Here is an 18,330-nt window from a genome sequence, read left to right as displayed (position 1 = left end):
ATACGGTCTTGTGAGTGCCCACACAGATTGTCTGATTAAATTGTTAAAGAGCAGTGCCACTTCATCGGTGGCGCGGGCTGCATATACTATGCTTTTCCGCTGTGAAGTCAAGTCATTACTGACCGCCTTCGTTGAATCTTTTTTCCTGTCACCCCAACCGCGTGTCGCTGTTGCCGTGTCAGTGGAGGCGCATTATAGGGACTTCTCGTCAGGCCGCAATAGGTATTTTAAAGAAAAATGACTGTTTGCTGCATTCCACAGCAAAACCCCGCCTTATACCTTTTTTTGCACAAACTTATCCACAGAAAGCATTCTACTCAAAAATTGACGAGCATCACGCAAACGTTTTCGCTACAATTCACCCCGTTCAAAATCGTCGTGTTTCTGCGAACGCTAACTGAATATTTCTCTTTATTCCGCAATTATTGCTCTGACAAAGACGATATTCACATACCGTTCTTTACTGACTACCCAAATCCAGGGGATAACATCATCATGCAACAACGCCGTCCAATTCGCCGCGCTCTGCTCAGCGTTTCTGACAAAGCAGGTATTGTCGAATTTGCTCAAGCTCTGTCCCACCGTGGCGTCGAGCTCCTTTCAACTGGTGGAACCGCCCGTTTACTGGCCGATGCTGGCTTAGCGGTGACTGAAGTCTCTGACTACACCGGCTTCCCGGAAATGATGGATGGGCGTGTAAAGACCCTGCACCCGAAAGTACACGGCGGCATTCTGGGACGTCGCGATCAAGATGATGCGATCATGACGCAGCACGACATCAAGCCGATTGATATCGTGGTTGTGAATCTGTATCCGTTTGCTCAGACCGTCGCTCGTGAGAACTGCACATTAGAAGATGCGGTTGAGAATATCGATATCGGTGGCCCGACGATGGTTCGCTCCGCCGCCAAGAACCATAAAGATGTGGCTATCGTGGTCAAGAGCAGCGACTACAGCGCCATCATTAATGAAATCGACGCCAACGAAGGTTCACTGACCTACGAAACCCGTTTCGATTTAGCCATTAAAGCCTTCGAGCACACTGCCGCTTACGACAGTATGATTGCCAACTACTTTGGTGCACTGGTTCCGCCTTACCACGGTGAAACCGATAAACCATCAGGTAACTTCCCGCGCACGTTAAACCTGAACTACATCAAAAAGCAGGACATGCGCTACGGCGAGAATAGCCATCAGCAAGCTGCCTTCTATATAGAAGAGAATATTCACGAGGCCTCTGTCGCCACCTCGACACAGTTACAAGGCAAAGCGCTGTCTTATAACAACATCGCCGATACCGATGCGGCGCTGGAATGTGTGAAAGAATTTGCCGAGCCGGCCTGCGTTATCGTTAAGCATGCGAATCCGTGCGGCGTAGCAATTGGCGGCTCAATTCTTGATGCTTACGAGCGCGCCTATAAAACCGACCCAACATCTGCATTCGGCGGCATTATCGCTTTCAACCGCGAGCTGGATGAAGAGACAGCGCAGGCCATCATTAGCCGCCAGTTTGTTGAAGTGATTATTGCGCCATCTGCCAGCGAGGCCGCATTGAAGGTCACCGCAGCCAAACAGAACGTACGTGTCCTGACTAGTGGTAGCTGGCAACAACGCGTTCCTGGGCTGGACTTCAAACGCGTCAATGGTGGTTTGCTGGTACAGGATCGCGATCTGGGCATGGTCGATGCATCTCAATTGCGTGTCGTCACCGAGCGCCAGCCGAGCGAACAGGAATTACGTGATGCCCTTTTCTGCTGGAAAGTGGCTAAGTTCGTTAAATCCAATGCGATTGTGTACGCACGTGACAACATGACCATCGGGATAGGTGCCGGCCAGATGAGCCGCGTTTACTCAGCGAAAATCGCCGGTATCAAAGCGAGCGATGAAGGGCTGGAAGTAAAAGGTTCAGCTATGGCGTCTGATGCGTTCTTCCCATTCCGTGATGGTATTGATGCCGCAGCTGCCGTTGGTATTACCTGCGTGATCCAACCGGGCGGGTCAATTCGTGATGATGAAGTCATTGCTGCCGCCAACGAACACGGCATTGCAATGATCTTTACCGACATGCGCCATTTCCGCCATTAATTCTGGAGCTGACCGAAATGAACATTTTAGTAATTGGTAATGGCGGACGCGAGCACGCGCTAGCCTGGAAAGCCTCGCAGTCACCGCTGGCGAAGCGTGTTTATGTTGCTCCAGGAAACGCGGGTACCGCACTTGAGCCAGCGCTGACCAACGTAGATATCGCCGCCACTGATATTCCAGCGTTAGTCGCTTTTGCCCAGGAAAACCACATCGATTTAACCATCGTTGGTCCAGAAACACCGCTAGTTATCGGTGTTGTGGATGCATTTCAGAGCGCGGGGCTAAAAATCTTTGGCCCAACGCAGGGCGCTGCACAGTTAGAAGGCTCTAAAGCCTTTACTAAAGATTTTCTGGCACGCCACAATATCCCATCAGCGGAATACCAGAACTTCACCGAAGTTGAACCCGCGCTGGCCTATGTACGCAGCAAAGGCGCACCTATCGTCATCAAGGCCGACGGACTAGCCGCGGGTAAAGGCGTGATTGTCGCCATGACGTTGCAGGAAGCAGAGAATGCCATTCAGGATATGCTGGCGGGGAATGCATTCGGCGATGCCGGACACCGTATCGTGGTGGAAGAATTCCTTGATGGCGAAGAAGCCAGCTTCATCGTTATGGTAGACGGCAAGAATGTCTTGCCGATGGCAACCAGTCAGGACCATAAGCGTGTTGGGGATAACGATACGGGCCCGAACACCGGTGGTATGGGCGCTTATTCGCCAGCTCCGGTCGTGACCAATGAAATCCACCAGCGCGTGATGGATCAGGTGATTTGGCCGACCGTCAACGGCATGGCCGCAGAGGGAAATACCTACGTCGGTTTCCTGTATGCCGGCCTGATGATTTCTGCCGATGGTCAGCCAAAAGTGATCGAATTCAACTGCCGCTTCGGCGATCCAGAAACACAGCCAATTATGCTGCGTCTGCGCTCCGATCTGGTGGAACTGTGTCTGGCAGCCTGTGACGGCACGTTGGATCAGAAAGATTCAGTCTGGGATGAACGTCCGTCTCTGGGCGTGGTATTGGCTGCGGGCGGCTATCCGGCTGACTACAATACAGGCGATGTGATTTCTGGTTTACCGCAGCAGGATGCCGAAGATAGCAAAGTTTTCCATGCTGGCACCAAGTTGAACGGCATTAATGTCGTCACCAACGGCGGCCGCGTACTGTGCGTCACTGCATTGGGCAATACCGTGGCTGAAGCGCAACAACGTGCTTATGAAATAGCAGCGGGTATTCAGTGGCAAGGGGTATTCTGTCGAAAAGACATCGGCTACCGTGCTATTGAGCGCGAGCAAGCCTGATAAACGGTTGTCTGATAAATACTGAAGCCCGGAGAAATCCGGGTTTTTTATAGCTAATGGTTACTTAGGTTCCCACTGGCAGACGTCATCTTCCACCACCAGCAATAACTGCGTCCCTTCTGGCGCTTCCAGCCACGCGACGTTTAGCGGGCGCGTTGCATGGGCTTTTTGCTGCGCGATCCATTCACGCGAGTCGTTGTCAAAATCAGGGCGAACCACCGTACCGTCACAAGACTGCACCTGCCCTTCCAGCCATTTCCCTTGCTTTAGCCTCACCTTGCCTGCACGCAATACATCGCTCAACTCCAGCATGCGCTTCGCATCGAACTGGTAGAGCGCGATTTCATCATCAGAAACCGATTCACGTCTTTCGGCAAGCTGCCGCTGCATAAAGCTGACAGTTCCATCTTCTGCAAAGCGCAAACGCATATCTTCTTGTTGCGCCCCGAGCTGATTACGCTGTATCTCGCGTAGCTTATCCTGCTGGAACGTATAGCGCGTCACCACCAGACCATTGCCTTGAAGCGGGTTGTATACGGTGGTCAGCGCCGTCGTATTCTGCGCATCATCCTTACGCCACAAACGCACAACACCACGATCGGCAACGTAGCCGCTGGCGAAAACGTCCGGCGGTGCGGTGCGGCTACTACAAGCTACCACGGCTATAAGCACGAGGCCTGCGCCACACAAACGTCGTAAAAGCAAAAGGGGCGAAAACGCCCCTCTGCTTAAACTTTTAACCGGCATGGGCTTATTTAACAGCGTCTTTCAGAGCCTTGCCAGAAACAAATGCTGGCACGTTGGCAGCAGCGATTTTGATTTCTTTACCGGTTTGTGGGTTGCGGCCAGTGCGCTCATTACGATGGTTCACTTTAAACGTACCAAAACCAACTAATTGTACTGCATCACCTTCTTTCAGAGACTCGGTAATTGCCGCCAAAGTTGATTCCAGAGCTGCTTTAGCCTGTGCTTTTGACAGATCAGCTTTGTCCGCAATTACATCAATCAGTTGAGTCTTATTCATAAGTTATCCTTACAGTGTGTTTATCGCTTGCTAAGCATCGAGTGCGACGGATATGCCCTTTCCCATTTCAGGGTGTAATAGCACTCTCCTGCATACACGCACCGACAGCCACTTTTTTTACGCCCCCCAAATGTAGACCAGACAGGGTGCGAATGTGAAGCCTTAAGACAGGCCATTTCAGGCCTTAAATCACGTTTTATCGCGTTATTGATGCAAATTTATCCCGATGTTACTACTTCCGGCCTCGCGCAGATCGGAACGGAGCCCTTTGATCAGCTCAATATCGCGTTCTTCGCAGGCCGCCAACAGGCGAAAAATCTCCCATTGGATGTCCCATTCTTCTTCAATTGCAGGCAAAACCTTGAGCTCATCGTCGGTCATTTCTTTGCCTGCCTGCGTCATTTCCAGCATGGCAACCGTGCGGATAGACGTTTCGCTAATCGCTATCGCATGTTCCAGCGTTTCACCGCTTAAGCGCGAATGAATCAGCTCGCCCAGTGCGATACAGGCATCAATAGCCGGGTAGACGCCGTAAAGATCGTAATCTTCCGCGGCGGGAACCGCTTCTTCCAGCTTTTCCAACTGGCTATCAAAATTGACCTTCGCATCTTTAACAACCAATGTTTCCCATACCAGATCGAGAATGCGACGGTAAACCATCGCGTCGCCGAATTCTGTTTGACGACAAAACTCGTGGTAATTTGGATACATACGTTCACAAAGACATGCCATGAAAGTGACATGTTGCCAGCTCGCCAGCTTTTCCAGACGTAAATGAATGGGGTTACGTAACATTTTTATGCTCATTAACGGCGACGGACGGCAGTGTACCTGAAATCACAGTGACGCCCTATGCCTGAATTCCTAAAGTTTTACGACAATACGTTAGCGGCTTGCTGCCGTTGCCAACGCACAAATGCGGGACGATTTGATGCGACAGCATCAGCCCAACGAGTCGGCTCCGGTAAACGGTAGCCGCGCATACAAGATTGTACCCAGTGCAATGCACTATCCTGACTGACTCGATGCCCCGTCGCCACAAACAGCGGATTACAGCGCGCTTTGCTACGCCATACCCAGCCAATCTGCTCACCCTTATCCAGTAACGGCTGCTGGCTGCCAACGCCCTCCGCCAATGGCTCAAATCGGCCACAAAGTCGACTTTTTGCCACGCCAATCGTCGGAACATCAACTAGCAGACCAAAATGGCTGGCAACGCCGAGACGACGCGGGTGGGAAATCCCATGCCCGTCGACAAACAGCAGGTCCGGTTTCTGTTCAAGCAACGCCCACGCGGCGAGTAGCCCAGGGCATTCACGAAACGAAAGAAAACCGGGGATATAAGGCATTGTCGTGCTGATACGCGCAATCTTGTATTCTATCAGTTCCAACGAAGGATAGCGCATTACCGCAATCGCAGCGCGGGTTACTGAGCCTTCTTGCTCAAAGCCAACATCCGCACCCGCGATAAACGTGGGCTGCTTAAAAGGTAAATCGTCGTGCCGAATCACATCAGAAGCGCGGGCCAACTGTTCAGCCCGCAGCCGTTGTGTATCAATCACATCACCTCCTGTGAATCATGCGTGATAAGGGCGAGACAACCGATGAACGGCCTCAACAAACACGCCCGCGTGCTCCGGCGGCACATCCTGATGAATGCCGTGACCCAGATTGAAAACATGGCCATTGCCTTGTCCAAATCCGGCCAGGATCGATGCCACTTCCTGCTCGATCCGTGCCGGATCGGCATACAACATCGACGGATCCATATTTCCCTGTAGCGCGACTTTATCGCCTACTCGACGGCGTGCGTCGGCAATATCGCTCGTCCAGTCCAGCCCCAGCGCGTCACAGCCTGTTTCCGCCATTGCTTCCAGCCACTGGCCTCCGCCTTTGGTGAAGAGCGTCACGGGTACGCGGCGGCCTTCATTCTCGCGCTGTAAACCATCAACAATCTTATGCATGTAATGCAGGGAGAATTCTTTGTAGTCACGCCCGCTCAGCGCGCCGCCCCAGGTATCGAAGACCATCACCGCCTGCGCACCCGCACGAATCTGCGCGTTGAGATAGAGAATGACGCTATCAGCCAGCTTATCCAGCAACAGGTGTAGCGTTTTAGGCTCGGCGAACATCATTTTCTTGATGACGGTAAACGCTTTGCTGCTACCGCCTTCAACCATATAGGTCGCCAGCGTCCACGGACTGCCCGAGAAGCCGATAAGCGGCACTTCCCCGGCGAGATTTTTACGGATCGTCCGCACCGCGTTCATCACATAACCGAGTTCCTGCTCTGGATCGGGAACCGGCAGGTTAACCACATCGGCATGAGACGTGATCGGAGACTGAAAGCGCGGACCTTCCCCCGCTTCAAAATAAAGCCCTAAGCCCATCGCATCAGGGATAGTCAGGATATCGGAGAACAGGATCGCCGCATCCAGCGCATAGCGCCGTAAAGGTTGTAACGTGACTTCACAAGCCAACTCTGCGTTTTTACACAGCGACATAAAATCACCCGCTTGCGCGCGCGTTGCCTTATATTCCGGCAGATAACGCCCCGCCTGACGCATCATCCACACTGGGGTGACATCAACGGGTTGGCGTAATAACGCCCGCAAATAGCGATCATTTTTCAGATCAGTCATGTTCTTTTCCTTTCAACCTCACGGCGGTTCTACACCGGATAGATGTGATGAAACGGATGCGTTATAAGGCGAACGCTTTATGAAGCGAATACGCTATGACGCAGGTGCGCGGTGTACACGAGCCATTCATGACGCCAATACTACCACGTCAGCCTTCGTTCTCGTGATAAGCGCGGCACAGTACCACCGTATCTTCGATAAGCCGACGCGCCACGGTGCCCGGTGGAGGCAACTGCGGGAGTTGGTCATAGCGGAACCAGCCCGCGTCACGCAGCTCTTTCGGGTCATGCTTGATTTCGCCGCCCGCATACTCGGCCATAAACGCCATCATCAGTGAATGAGGGAATGGCCAAGGCTGCGAACTCACATAGCGCAGGTTTTTTATCTGGATTTGGCTCTCTTCCATCACCTCACGCACGACCGTCTGCTCCAGCGTTTCGCCCACTTCGACAAACCCGGCCAGCACGGTGTACATGTTTCCGCGATGCCGATTGTGTTGTGCCAGCAAAATTTCCTCGCCACGGCGAATCGCGACGATGATGCAAGGCGCGATCTGCGGATAATAGCGCTCTTTGCAGTGGTGACATAAGCACGCCAGCTCCGTTTTACTCCGCACCATTTCATGGCCGCAATAACCGCAAAAACGATGAGAGCGATAGAATTCAGCCAGCTGTACGCCTCGCCCCGCCAGCTGGAATAAGCCTACGTCCTGATCGAGCAACTGGCGAACCGATGCCATATCAGAATCCCGGCCCTGGCAGACCAGCCAGACAGGCAGTCCTTGCCATTCACCGATTTGGCGAGCCGTTTTCCCCTGCAACGACCACGCCGTAGCCGTTCCGCGCGGCAATTCTCCCTGAGGGAGCCAGATTTGTACCGCGTCGCTAACCACCCACCAGCCGGTTTCGTCACCTTTTAGCGTCTGTTCCATATCTTTTTATTGCTCCACTGCCACTTCACTGGCATTTTACATTCAGAGTGATTACATAAGTTTTATAACTGGGATTTCAGTTATTTCTTACCGTTCACGGAGTCAACAATGCTAAACCAGCTACAAAGTCTAACTGAATACGTTGGTGGCAATAATGCGTTAATCGACCAATGGCTACAAGCGCGTAAGCAGCTTCTGGTGGCTTACTATCATCTGGTTGGCATCAAGCCGAATAAGGAAACGCTTTCTCTTCTGGATGAAGAGGCATTGGATAATTTTTGCCAGAATCTGGTGGACTATCTTTCTACCGGCCACTTTCATTTATACGAAAAAATGCTGCATGAAGCAGCGACGCACAGCGAACAAGTATTAGCGCTTTCCACCCAGCTCGACCTCGCCCTGCAAAATAACACGCAGCAAATTATGACGTTTTACGATAGCCATCTGGCGGCAGCCATCGACCATGATAACTGCCTCGAATTCCAGCAGGCACTCTCCCACGTCGGCGAAGCGCTGGAAGAACGTTTTACGTTAGAAGACAGAATGATTCAGCAGGTTTACGACAAATAGCCGTCATTTGACGTTATTTCAGGACATCATCACACATTGTAAAAGCAAAAGCGGCACGCTTTGACATCCGCGTTTTGCCGACATACAGTGTAGGGGTTTTATTGGCCCGTTTAAGAGACGGGCATATCTTGTCGGAGTGCCTAGCGTGCTCGTGTTTTGTTTTACGAAATCAATCGTTATGACGAAACTTATGAGCGCACAGGCTGAGACCGTTAATTCGGGATCCGCGGAACCTGATCGGGTTAATACCTGCGAAGGGAACAAGAGTAATGCACCTCTATTGAGCCCAAGGCTGCGTATTTCCACATACCTGCTCTGACGCTCAATATCATTATTACTCCCTCCGGCTCCAGACAAGCAATCTTCCCTTTACGTCTTACAGGAACTTGCTATGTCTACAGAACCTTTGTCTATAAAAACAGTGTCGTCAAAATCGGGTCGCCGTGAACAGCGTGCCGCCGCCCAGCAGTTTATTGAAACCTTACAGGGAACCGCCTTTCCCAATTCCAAACGTATTTACCTTGCGGGCTCACGTGATGACATCCACGTGCCAATGCGAGAAATTCAGCTTAGCCCGACGTTACTCGGCGGCAGTAAAGACAACCCTCAATACGAACCCAATGAACCAATCCCGGTTTACGATACGTCAGGGCCTTATGGCGATCCCGCTGCGCAACCCGATGTCCGCGTTGGGCTAGCGAAGCTGCGCGCCAGCTGGATTGCAGAACGCCACGACACTGAAGCACTATCTGGCGTCAGCTCTGATTTCACCCAGCAGCGTCTGGCGGATGCCGGTCTGGATCATCTGCGCTTTGAACATTTGCCACGGCCGCTGCGTGCCAAAGCAGGCAAACGCGTTACCCAGCTCCACTATGCCCGACAGGGGATCATTACCCCCGAAATGGAATTTATCGCCATTCGCGAAAATATGGGACGCGAACGCATTCGCGGTGAGGTGCTGCGCCAGCAGCATCCGGGGCAAAGTTTCGGTGCCCTACTGCCGGAGAACATCACACCGGAATTTGTCCGTCAGGAAGTGGCCGCCGGTCGCGCCATTATCCCTTCCAACATCAACCATCCAGAATCAGAGCCGATGATCATCGGTCGCAATTTTCTGGTGAAGGTTAACGCCAATATCGGCAACTCCGCCGTGACCTCCTCCATCGAAGAAGAGGTGGAAAAGCTGGTCTGGTCTACCCGCTGGGGTGCGGATACGGTGATGGATCTCTCAACCGGTCGCTATATTCACGAAACACGCGAGTGGATTCTGCGTAACAGCCCCGTGCCAATCGGGACGGTACCGATTTATCAGGCGCTAGAGAAAGTGAACGGCGTGGCGGAAAACCTGAACTGGAAAATGTTCCGCGATACGCTGCTGGAGCAGGCCGAGCAAGGGGTGGACTATTTTACTATCCACGCGGGTGTGCTGCTGCGCTACGTGCCGATGACGGCCAAACGCCTGACCGGCATCGTCTCACGCGGCGGTTCCATCATGGCGAAGTGGTGCCTGTCGCATCACAAAGAAAGTTTCCTGTACGAACACTTCCGTGAAATCTGTGAAATCTGCGCCGCTTATGACGTCGCGCTGTCACTGGGTGACGGCTTACGCCCCGGTTCCATTCAGGATGCCAACGACGAAGCCCAGTTTGCCGAGCTGCATACGCTGGGCGAGCTGACCAAAATCGCCTGGGAATACGACGTACAAGTGATGATCGAAGGCCCTGGGCACGTTCCGATGCAGATGATCCGCCGCAACATGACCGAAGAGCTGGAACACTGCCACGAAGCGCCATTCTATACGCTCGGCCCGCTAACTACCGATATCGCACCGGGTTACGATCATTTCACCTCCGGCATCGGTGCCGCCATGATCGGCTGGTTCGGCTGCGCGATGCTCTGCTACGTGACGCCGAAGGAACATCTTGGCTTACCGAACAAAGAAGACGTTAAACAGGGGCTGATTACCTACAAGATCGCCGCCCACGCCGCCGATTTAGCGAAAGGTCATCCCGGTGCGCAGATCCGCGATAACGCCATGTCGAAAGCGCGTTTCGAATTCCGTTGGGAAGACCAGTTCAATCTGGCACTCGATCCCCAAACAGCACGCGCCTACCACGATGAAACCCTGCCGCAAGAATCCGGTAAAGTCGCCCACTTCTGTTCCATGTGCGGTCCTAAATTCTGCTCGATGAAAATCTCACAGGAAGTACGCGACTACGCCGCAAAACAGGAAGCGGAAGCTAAACCGATTGAAGTCGGTATGGCACAGATGTCGCAGGAATTCCGCTCGCGCGGCAGCGAGCTTTATCACAGCGCCACCAGCCTGCAAACCGAGGAAAGCAAATGATGGATTCGACGCCCTTTGCCCCAACGCCGCAGCGGCTGGGGCTTTATCCCGTTGTCGATAGCGTGGAATGGATCGAACGACTACTCGGCGTCGGGGTGAAAACGATCCAACTGAGAATCAAAGATCGGTCAGATGAACAAGCCGAAGCCGAGGTGATCCAGGCGATCGCCTTGGGTCGCCACTATCAGGCGCAACTTTTCATCAATGACTACTGGAGCTTAGCCGTCAAACATCAGGCATACGGCGTACATCTGGGGCAGGAAGATCTGGACACCGCCGATCTGGCCGCGATTAAACAAGCTGGCCTGCGGTTAGGCGTCTCCACGCACGACGATCGTGAGCTGGAGCGTGCGGTGGCGATCAGCCCGTCCTACATCGCGCTGGGGCATATTTTCCCAACCCAAACCAAAGACATGCCATCAGCGCCGCAGGGACTGGCCGAACTGGCGCGCCACATCTCCGATCTGCAAGGCCGTTTTCCCACCGTGGCGATTGGCGGCATCAGCACCGACAGAGTCCCTGCGGTGCTGAAAACGGGTGTCGGCAGCATTGCCGTCGTCAGCGCCATTACGCAAGCACCAGACTGGCGGCAGGCAACCGCGACGCTGCTCAGGATGATTGAAGGACGGGAGGCATGACATGGTAACGAATCCCCATCCAACGTCTGCCGGACTGAGCGATAGCGAGTTCATGCGCTACAGCCGTCAGCTGATGCTGGAAGATATTGGCCCGGAAGGTCAGGAGAAGCTCAAAGCCGCCCGCGTTCTGCTGGTGGGCCTAGGTGGGCTGGGTGCTCCCGCGTCGCTCTATCTGGCGGCCGCCGGGGTCGGCACACTGCTGCTTGCCGACGATGACGCACTGCACATCAGCAACCTGCAACGTCAGATTCTGTATCGCACCAGCGATACCGACAAGCCCAAAGCCGTGCTGGCCCAGCGCCAGCTACAGGCGTTAAACCCGAACTCAGAAGCGATTGCGATTACCGAGAGGCTCAGCGGTGACGCGTTACACCATGCCGTTAGCCGCGTCGAGCTGGTGCTGGATTGCAGCGATAACATGACCACTCGCCATGCGGTTAACGCCGCCTGTTTTAGCGCAGGCAAGCCGCTCATCAGCGGGAGCGCCGTCGGCTTCAGCGGCCAGCTCGCCGTCTTCACGCCGCCTTATCACGCTGGCTGCTACGCCTGCCTGTATCCCGATACAACCGAACCGCAGCGCAACTGCCGTACCGCAGGCGTGCTGGGGCCGGTAGTCGGCGTGATTGGCACACTTCAGGCGCTGGAAGCGATCAAACTGCTGGCTGGTATGCCATCCGCGTTGGACGGCAAGCTGAGAATGTTCAATGGCAAACAGCAGAGCTGGAACACGCTTCAACTAACCCGCGCGCCCCATTGCCCGGTATGCGGGGGCGCGGCATGAAAATCACGCTGAATGATGAGCTCTTTGAATTCCCAGAAGCTATCACGATTGAGGCGCTACTGAGCGAGATCAATCGGCTCCAGCCTGGTACAGCGTTGGCCATCAACCAGACCATTATCCCGCACGCCATCTGGTCACAGCATCAGGTGCAGGACGGTGATGATATTTTGCTTTTTCAGGCCATCGCGGGAGGATGACATGCTGCACATTGCCGATACGACATTCACTTCACGGCTGCTGACCGGCACCGGGAAATTCGCCACGCCAGAACTGATGCTAGCGGCACTTGAGGCTTCTGGCTCGCAGATGGTCACCATGGCGATGAAACGCGTTGACCTGAACGGCGGCAACGATGCCATTCTCGCCCCGCTACGCCAGCTCGGCATTAAGCTGCTGCCGAATACGTCAGGTGCCAAAACGGCCGATGAAGCCATTTTTGCGGCCCGACTGGCGCGTGAGGCGCTGGATACTCGCTGGCTGAAACTGGAAATTCATCCCGATGTGAAATACCTGCTGCCCGACCCTATCGAAACCCTGAAAGCCGCCGAACAGCTGGTAAAAGAAGGATTCACGGTACTGCCCTACTGCGGTGCCGACCCGGTACTATGCAAACGGCTGGAAGAAGTCGGCTGCGCGGCGGTGATGCCGCTGGGCGCACCGATTGGCTCCAATCAGGGACTGCAAACGCGTGACTTTCTCCGCATCATCATCGAACAGGCGCGCGTTCCGGTGATTGTCGATGCGGGTATTGGCGCACCCAGCCATGCGGCTGATGCGCTGGAAATGGGAGCCGATGCCGTTCTGGTCAACACGGCCATCGCCGTTGCTCGCGATCCCGTGGCGATGGCACACGCATTCCGGCTGGCAGTCGATGCCGGAGGGCTTGCCCGTCAGGCCGGGCTGGGAAGTAAGCAGTTTGTCGCCAGCGCCACCAGCCCGCTCACCGGTTTTCTTCATCGGCAAACAGAAGGGACAAAGTGATGAACGTCGATTTCCAAACCGTCTGGGAACAGCTCGACTGGGATGACCTGACGCTGCGCATCAACGGTAAAACTACACGCGATGTTGAACGAGCGCTTGCTGCCCCACACCTGACGCGTGACGATTTTATGGCGCTCATTTCACCTGCCGCCAGTACCTATCTGGAACCGCTAGCTCAGCGGGCGCAACAGCTTACCCGACAGCGTTTCGGCAATACGGTAAGCTTCTATGTCCCGCTGTACCTGTCCAACCTGTGCTCCAACGACTGTACCTACTGCGGCTTTTCGATGAGTAACCACATCAAGCGAAAAACGCTGGATGAAGCAGAAATTCTGCGTGAATGCGCCGCTATCAAGGAACTGGGGTTTGAACACCTGTTGCTCGTGACTGGCGAACATCAGCGTAAAGTAGGCATGGATTATTTTCGTCGCGTCTTTCCGCTGATCCGACCGCTCTTCAGTTCGCTGATGATTGAAGTTCAGCCCTTGTCGCAGGACGAGTACGCCGAATTAAAAGCACTGGGTCTGGATGGCGTGATGGTCTATCAGGAAACCTATCATCCGGCGACCTATCAGTTGCACCATCTAAAAGGACAAAAGCAGGATTTCCACTGGCGACTCGCCACACCGGATCGACTGGGTCGTGCGGGGATCGACAAGATCGGGCTGGGTGCCTTAATCGGCCTGTCCAATAGCTGGCGCACCGACTGCTACATGGTGGCGGAACACCTGCTGCACTTACAGCAGAGCTACTGGCAGAGCCGTTATTCTATCTCGTTCCCGCGCCTGCGCCCCTGTGCGGGCGGCATTGAACCGGCGTCGCTCATGGATGAAGCGCAGCTCATGCAGGTGATTTGCGCATTCCGGTTGCTGTCGCCGGATATTGAGCTGTCGCTATCCACGCGTGAGTCGCCTTTCTTCCGCGATCATGCCATTCCTATCGCAATTAACAACGTCAGCGCATTTTCCAAAACCCAGCCGGGTGGCTACGCCGACGACCATCCGGAACTGGAACAGTTTTCACCGCATGACTCGCGGCGTCCTGAAGACGTGGCGCAGGCCATCATACGCGCAGGTCTCCAGCCCGTGTGGAAAGACTGGGACGGTTATTTAGGCCGGTAGTTACCGAACAGATAAGTTACTGAACAGATAAGACAGCGATACGCCTGATTTGGGACGCGACTCGCAAGCCGAAATGAGAATTACACTGAAGGCAACATTCTCAGGATAGCGCCGCGCAACATGACATTCGGCCTATCGTCACGGCATTCGCTGAGTAATACAGTAGCGTCGTTGGCAAGCCTGAGCATGATTACGGAGCTTGCTGGCCAGAGCCGTTTGCTACTTATCGGCTCTGCACATCAACCCGCCGATACGGGGCTTATCCTTACCCGTATCGGCCCTTCCTTAACAATAATCAGGTTACGTTCTGGTCAGGAAAAGTGTGCATCATCTTCGCGATTTCACTACCCACGATGCGCAGCCCTTCCCTCATCTCTTCCGTGAAGCGATTAGCATAATTAAGCCGAAGACAATTACGGTATTTTCCCGAGGCGGAGAAGAGCGAACCCGCGGCTATCTGTATGCCCGCTTTTCTGACCTCACGGCTGAGTTTGAGCGAATCAAAATATTCAGGCAGCTCAATCCACATCAGAAAGCCACCTTGTGGGCGACTCACACAAATATTGGACGGAAAATACTCACGAACCCAACAGGTAAACGTATCCAGATTAGCCTTGTACTGAGCACGCATACGGCGTAGATGAGGCTGATAGTGTCCGTTACGAATAAATTCCGCCACAGCTAGCTGGGGCTGTACCACTGTCGATCCCGTGCTGATGTATTTTGTATGGATCACGCGTTCTAGATAGCGCCCCGGGGCGATCCAGCCGACGCGCAAACCGGGTGCCAGATTCTTTGAAAACGAACTGCACAACAGTACACGTCCATCCTCATCAAATGATTTTATCGCGCGGGGACGCGGATATTCATAGGCCAGCTCGCCATAGGCATCGTCTTCAATAATCGCGATATCAAAATGCTGCGCTAGCGTCACCAGCGATTTCTTGCGGGCGTCAGGCATGATAAAACCAAGCGGATTGTTACAGCTCGGCACCAGAAGCACGGCTTTGATCGGCCACTGATCCAGCGCCAGTCTTAACGCTTCGAGACTGATCCCCGTTACTGAATCGGTTGGGATCTCGATCGCTTTGATATCTAGTCCACGGAGGATCTGCATCGTGCCCGGAAAAGCGGGTGATTCAACGGCTACGATGTCGCCGGGCTGGCAAACGGCACGGACCGCAACAAATAAGGCTTCCTGACATCCGGTCGTGACCACAATATCATCTCGAGTGAGCTGGCAGCCGCAGTCGACGGTAAGGCGGGCAATCTGGTCGAGCAGCTCTGGCATACCATAAATACTGTCATATTGTAAGACACGGGAATCCTGATATTGGCAGAGGCGGGCCATCTCTTTCCACAGGGGTTTGATGGTCGGCTGGCTCACATCCGGCATTCCGCTACCAAACTTCAGTATGTTCGTTTCCAGACGTACGTTCACCAGCTCCAGTACCGATTCCCACTGTGTGATCTCGACCGGACGTTGGGCAGGACGCGTTAGCGCGGGTACAGGCGGTGTGGCCTTACGCGGCGTGACGAAATATCCCGAACGCGGCTGCGGCATAATCAACTGCCGAGTTTCCAGCAGATGGTAGGCCTGCTGTACGGTACTGATGCTGACACCATGCTCTGTACTCAGCGCCCGTACCGAAGGCAGGCGCTCTCCACTTTGGTACAACCCTTGTTCAATCCGCTGTTCTAACAGCCCGGCAAGGTGTTGATAACGCGTCATCAGTATCGTCCCCTATTAAGATACCCAACCACAACCAGTACAGATTCGAATAAAAATCACCATTCAGATGCAATATCACACAATCTGTATGCTAAAAAAATGGATTTTTTGCATCTGTATTGAAAATACCTTTCGCCTCATCATAGCGATCATTCACTAGCGAGGGGGAAAATATGGAATTTCATGAGAATCGATCACAAAAACCGTTCCGCGAGTCACCATTTTGGCTAATGCTGATTTTGCCGTACCGCTTGTGGAAAGCCTGGCGGGCAAGGGCACAAACGCTGAAGATACTAAAAAATATGAGTGATGACGGGCTTAAGGATATCGGGCTGAAGCGAAGCGATCTTGATCGGTTCAGATAACGCCACGGCAAAAAACAGTAAAAAATGTGCCAATACAGGCTCTGCATCTGTATCGGCACACGAGATTAGTGAAATGAAGAGGTTAGTCAGGCAAAGCGTCCGACGATGTTGCCTTCATCCGCATTCCGACAATCGCCGAAAGTAAGCAGCCAATGGCAAGGTAAGCCGCCACCGCATGCCATGAACCATCCATAAACTGCACCAGCAGAACGGCGATAAAAGGTGTAAACCCGCCGCCAACCACACTGGCGACCTGATAACCCACACCCGCCCCGCTATAGCGGTAAGTCGTGCCAAATAGTTCGGTAAACATCGGCTGCTGTACGCTAACAATCATATCGTGGGCAATATTCGCCAACATGATGGCAAAGAACAGAATCAGCAGTGTGTTATGGCTTTCCAACGCCATAAAGAATGGCACCGCACTCGCAGCCCCAATCAGTGCGCCAGTAACGTAGATCCGACGGCGGCCGAAGCTATCTGCCAGATAGGCAAAGAAAGGAATAGATACGCAGCTGATCGCCCCCACCAGCAGCCCGATATTCAGGAAGATATCCCGCGATAGCCCAAGATGGGTCGTGGAATAATTGAGAGCAAACGCGGTAACGATATACATCGTCAGCAGTTCGCCAAGCCGTAGCGCGATAATCAGCAGGAATGCCTTCGGGTGCTGGCGCAGTGCTTCCATGATAGGGAACGAACGCAGTTTATTGGCTCTTTCTCCCAGCGTTTTATTCGCCTCAAATTCCTGAGACTCATCCATCCCGTTACGCACCCACCAGGCGATAGCCACCAGAATCAGGCTGAATAAGAACGGTAGACGCCAGCCCCAGGTGGTAAATTCTTCATTGGTCGTCAAATTGCTCACCACCGATACCGACCCAGTAGCTAGCAACAATCCGACCCCAAAGCCAACCTGTACGCCGCTGCTGTAAAAAGCTTTCTTCTTCTTCGGTGCATTCTCTACCGCCAACAGTGCCGCACCACCCCATTCACCACCCACCGCAAAGCCCTGAATTGCACGCAGCGTAACCAGCAGCACTGGTGCCCACCAGCCAATCGAATCAAACGACGGCAACAGACCAATCAGTGCAGTAGAAATACCCATCATCCAGACCGTGATCATCAGCATTCGTTTACGGCCCAGCTTATCGCCGAAGTGGCCGAACACCATACCGCCTAGCGGTCGGAACAGGAAACCAACGCCGAACGTACCAAATGCCGCCAGCGTCCCCATCGTTGGGCTGACCTGTGGGAAAAATTCGGTATTAAATACAAGAGCGGCAACAATTCCGTACAGTAAAAAATCGTACCAGTCGACAACGGCCCCCACAAAACTGCCCCATGCTGCACGTTTTGCTCGATGTTGAGAATGGCTTACTGACTGTGTTTGTAGGGTTTTATCAGAAGAAAGTGAGTCATCTTGCTGAGGTAATGAGCCGCCAGGCTGTGAGAGTGTTGGCGTAGTTGAGGTGTCCATGTCGGTTCCGTTCTATTTACTTTACACTACTGTACAACAAAAAATTTCAGGATGATATAAAACGCCGGGAGCGTTTTTTAACAACGCATCGCGTTGGCCCGTAGGGCGGAAGGCAGGACGCCTTCCATCAATTTTTAACGTCGCTTGCGACGGCCTTCAGGTAGCGCACAGGGATGTGCGCAATAAAAAAACCCCAGCCATGATAGCTGTAATGCCGATCAGTTAAGGATCGGTTGACCGATCCAGTGGCTGTGTAAAAATCCGGAAATGCTCACCCGTTTCCGGATTTTTTTATGCACATTGGACAGGCTCTTGATCTGGTATCCCGT

General features: G+C 53.5%; 19 protein-coding genes and 1 riboswitch. Of the genes, 11 read left to right on the top strand and 8 right to left on the bottom strand.

All coding sequences use genetic code 11. From position 1 onward, the window contains the following. The 3 genes from Q3A88_RS20570 to purD all read left to right on the top strand — a co-directional run. Window positions 1-241, top strand: a 241-nt coding sequence (locus tag Q3A88_RS20570) for a hypothetical protein (protein ID WP_317178557.1), incomplete at its 5' end; no start/stop codon positions are given. Window positions 242-495: 254 nt separating this feature from the next. Continuing rightward, the gene (purH, locus tag Q3A88_RS20565; protein ID WP_039512027.1) at window positions 496-2,085 is read left to right on the top strand and encodes a bifunctional phosphoribosylaminoimidazolecarboxamide formyltransferase/IMP cyclohydrolase; all 1,590 of its coding nucleotides are present in this window, start codon (window positions 496-498) and stop codon (window positions 2,083-2,085) included. Between the two features lie 17 nt (window positions 2,086-2,102). Then, the gene (gene purD, locus Q3A88_RS20560) at window positions 2,103-3,389 is read left to right on the top strand and encodes a phosphoribosylamine--glycine ligase (protein WP_317178556.1); all 1,287 of its coding nucleotides are present in this window, start codon (window positions 2,103-2,105) and stop codon (window positions 3,387-3,389) included. A gap of 60 nt (window positions 3,390-3,449) precedes the next feature. Here the strand turns inward: purD and Q3A88_RS20555 are convergent, their stop codons facing one another. The 6 genes from Q3A88_RS20555 to nudC all read right to left on the bottom strand — a co-directional run bounded on the left by Q3A88_RS20555 (window position 3,450) and on the right by nudC (window position 7,986). Further along, complete coding sequence (locus Q3A88_RS20555) at window positions 3,450-4,136, bottom strand: DUF1481 domain-containing protein (RefSeq protein WP_072040535.1); 687 nt, start codon at window positions 4,134-4,136, stop codon at window positions 3,450-3,452. 4 nt (window positions 4,137-4,140) lie between these two features. Continuing rightward, the gene (hupA, locus tag Q3A88_RS20550; RefSeq protein ID WP_005970302.1) at window positions 4,141-4,413 is read right to left on the bottom strand and encodes a nucleoid-associated protein HU-alpha; all 273 of its coding nucleotides are present in this window, start codon (window positions 4,411-4,413) and stop codon (window positions 4,141-4,143) included. Window positions 4,414-4,617: 204 nt separating this feature from the next. Next, the gene (locus tag Q3A88_RS20545) at window positions 4,618-5,208 is read right to left on the bottom strand and encodes a YjaG family protein (protein WP_010285522.1); all 591 of its coding nucleotides are present in this window, start codon (window positions 5,206-5,208) and stop codon (window positions 4,618-4,620) included. Between the two features lie 77 nt (window positions 5,209-5,285). After that, entirely contained in the window at window positions 5,286-5,975 is a 690-nt protein-coding gene (nfi, locus tag Q3A88_RS20540; RefSeq protein ID WP_317178555.1) for a deoxyribonuclease V, read from the bottom strand. A gap of 15 nt (window positions 5,976-5,990) precedes the next feature. Next, complete coding sequence (hemE, locus tag Q3A88_RS20535) at window positions 5,991-7,055, bottom strand: uroporphyrinogen decarboxylase (protein WP_014913808.1); 1,065 nt, start codon at window positions 7,053-7,055, stop codon at window positions 5,991-5,993. Between the two features lie 148 nt (window positions 7,056-7,203). Beyond that, window positions 7,204-7,986, bottom strand: a complete 783-nt coding sequence (nudC, locus tag Q3A88_RS20530) for an NAD(+) diphosphatase (RefSeq protein ID WP_014913807.1) — start codon at window positions 7,984-7,986, stop codon at window positions 7,204-7,206. 108 nt (window positions 7,987-8,094) lie between these two features. Here nudC and Q3A88_RS20525 point away from each other — a divergent pair, with 108 nt between their 5' ends. From Q3A88_RS20525 to thiH, 7 genes are all read left to right on the top strand, one after another. Continuing rightward, window positions 8,095-8,556, top strand: coding sequence for an Rsd/AlgQ family anti-sigma factor (locus Q3A88_RS20525; protein WP_010285518.1), 462 nt, complete (start codon window positions 8,095-8,097; stop codon window positions 8,554-8,556). Window positions 8,557-8,678: 122 nt separating this feature from the next. Continuing rightward, window positions 8,679-8,833: riboswitch (TPP riboswitch) on the top strand. Window positions 8,834-8,947: 114 nt separating this feature from the next. Then, window positions 8,948-10,903 (top strand): phosphomethylpyrimidine synthase ThiC, encoded by a 1,956-nt coding sequence (thiC, locus tag Q3A88_RS20520; protein WP_110164254.1) that lies wholly within the window; start codon window positions 8,948-8,950, stop codon window positions 10,901-10,903. Further along, window positions 10,900-11,541 carry a thiamine phosphate synthase gene (gene thiE / locus Q3A88_RS20515; protein ID WP_110164255.1) on the top strand — a complete coding sequence of 214 codons (642 nt, stop codon included), beginning with the start codon at window positions 10,900-10,902 and terminating at the stop codon, window positions 11,539-11,541. The genes thiC and thiE overlap by 4 nt, the downstream gene beginning before the upstream one ends. Window position 11,542: 1 nt before the next feature. Next, window positions 11,543-12,322 carry a HesA/MoeB/ThiF family protein gene (locus Q3A88_RS20510; RefSeq protein ID WP_110164256.1) on the top strand — a complete coding sequence of 260 codons (780 nt, stop codon included), beginning with the start codon at window positions 11,543-11,545 and terminating at the stop codon, window positions 12,320-12,322. Beyond that, window positions 12,319-12,519, top strand: coding sequence for a sulfur carrier protein ThiS (gene thiS, locus Q3A88_RS20505; protein WP_110164257.1), 201 nt, complete (start codon window positions 12,319-12,321; stop codon window positions 12,517-12,519). The genes Q3A88_RS20510 and thiS overlap by 4 nt, the downstream gene beginning before the upstream one ends. 1 nt (window position 12,520) lies before the next feature. Continuing rightward, window positions 12,521-13,303 (top strand): thiazole synthase, encoded by a 783-nt coding sequence (locus Q3A88_RS20500; protein ID WP_110164258.1) that lies wholly within the window; start codon window positions 12,521-12,523, stop codon window positions 13,301-13,303. Continuing rightward, window positions 13,303-14,424 carry a 2-iminoacetate synthase ThiH gene (gene thiH / locus Q3A88_RS20495; RefSeq protein WP_317178554.1) on the top strand — a complete coding sequence of 374 codons (1,122 nt, stop codon included), beginning with the start codon at window positions 13,303-13,305 and terminating at the stop codon, window positions 14,422-14,424. Before Q3A88_RS20500 ends, thiH begins: the two co-directional genes overlap by 1 nt. Window positions 14,425-14,719: 295 nt before the next feature. Here thiH and Q3A88_RS20490 read toward each other — a convergent pair whose 3' ends face one another. Continuing rightward, window positions 14,720-16,156: a PLP-dependent aminotransferase family protein gene (locus Q3A88_RS20490; protein ID WP_317178553.1), complete on the bottom strand. Its 1,437-nt coding sequence runs from the start codon at window positions 16,154-16,156 to the stop codon at window positions 14,720-14,722. A gap of 173 nt (window positions 16,157-16,329) precedes the next feature. Here Q3A88_RS20490 and Q3A88_RS20485 point away from each other — a divergent pair, with 173 nt between their 5' ends. Next, on the top strand, window positions 16,330-16,521 hold the full coding sequence (locus Q3A88_RS20485) for a DUF1127 domain-containing protein (protein WP_095701244.1): 192 nt from the start codon (window positions 16,330-16,332) through the stop codon (window positions 16,519-16,521). Window positions 16,522-16,603: 82 nt separating this feature from the next. Here the strand turns inward: Q3A88_RS20485 and shiA are convergent, their stop codons facing one another. Continuing rightward, window positions 16,604-18,001: a shikimate transporter gene (shiA, locus tag Q3A88_RS20480; protein ID WP_317178552.1), complete on the bottom strand. Its 1,398-nt coding sequence runs from the start codon at window positions 17,999-18,001 to the stop codon at window positions 16,604-16,606. Window positions 18,002-18,330 lie beyond the last annotated feature (329 nt).

This window comes from Pectobacterium sp. HCp5_1 (assembly GCF_032905925.1).
Taxonomy (GTDB): domain Bacteria; phylum Pseudomonadota; class Gammaproteobacteria; order Enterobacterales; family Enterobacteriaceae; genus Pectobacterium; species Pectobacterium brasiliense_A.
The sequence above is the reverse complement of the archived record's forward strand: the minus strand, read 5'-3'. Positions and strand labels throughout refer to the sequence as shown.

Coding starts and splice junctions, on each gene's coding strand:
- purH (WP_039512027.1), top strand. CDS start 496: ATGCAACAACGCCGTCCAATTCGCCGCGCTCTGCTCAGCGTTTCTGAC.
- purD (WP_317178556.1), top strand. CDS start 2,103: ATGAACATTTTAGTAATTGGTAATGGCGGACGCGAGCACGCGCTAGCC.
- Q3A88_RS20555 (WP_072040535.1), bottom strand. CDS start 4,136: ATGCCGGTTAAAAGTTTAAGCAGAGGGGCGTTTTCGCCCCTTTTGCTT.
- hupA (WP_005970302.1), bottom strand. CDS start 4,413: ATGAATAAGACTCAACTGATTGATGTAATTGCGGACAAAGCTGATCTG.
- Q3A88_RS20545 (WP_010285522.1), bottom strand. CDS start 5,208: ATGTTACGTAACCCCATTCATTTACGTCTGGAAAAGCTGGCGAGCTGG.
- hemE (WP_014913808.1), bottom strand. CDS start 7,055: ATGACTGATCTGAAAAATGATCGCTATTTGCGGGCGTTATTACGCCAA.
- nudC (WP_014913807.1), bottom strand. CDS start 7,986: ATGGAACAGACGCTAAAAGGTGACGAAACCGGCTGGTGGGTGGTTAGC.
- Q3A88_RS20525 (WP_010285518.1), top strand. CDS start 8,095: ATGCTAAACCAGCTACAAAGTCTAACTGAATACGTTGGTGGCAATAAT.
- thiC (WP_110164254.1), top strand. CDS start 8,948: ATGTCTACAGAACCTTTGTCTATAAAAACAGTGTCGTCAAAATCGGGT.
- thiE (WP_110164255.1), top strand. CDS start 10,900: ATGATGGATTCGACGCCCTTTGCCCCAACGCCGCAGCGGCTGGGGCTT.
- Q3A88_RS20510 (WP_110164256.1), top strand. CDS start 11,543: ATGGTAACGAATCCCCATCCAACGTCTGCCGGACTGAGCGATAGCGAG.
- thiS (WP_110164257.1), top strand. CDS start 12,319: ATGAAAATCACGCTGAATGATGAGCTCTTTGAATTCCCAGAAGCTATC.
- Q3A88_RS20500 (WP_110164258.1), top strand. CDS start 12,521: ATGCTGCACATTGCCGATACGACATTCACTTCACGGCTGCTGACCGGC.
- thiH (WP_317178554.1), top strand. CDS start 13,303: ATGAACGTCGATTTCCAAACCGTCTGGGAACAGCTCGACTGGGATGAC.
- Q3A88_RS20490 (WP_317178553.1), bottom strand. CDS start 16,156: ATGACGCGTTATCAACACCTTGCCGGGCTGTTAGAACAGCGGATTGAA.
- Q3A88_RS20485 (WP_095701244.1), top strand. CDS start 16,330: ATGGAATTTCATGAGAATCGATCACAAAAACCGTTCCGCGAGTCACCA.
- shiA (WP_317178552.1), bottom strand. CDS start 18,001: ATGGACACCTCAACTACGCCAACACTCTCACAGCCTGGCGGCTCATTA.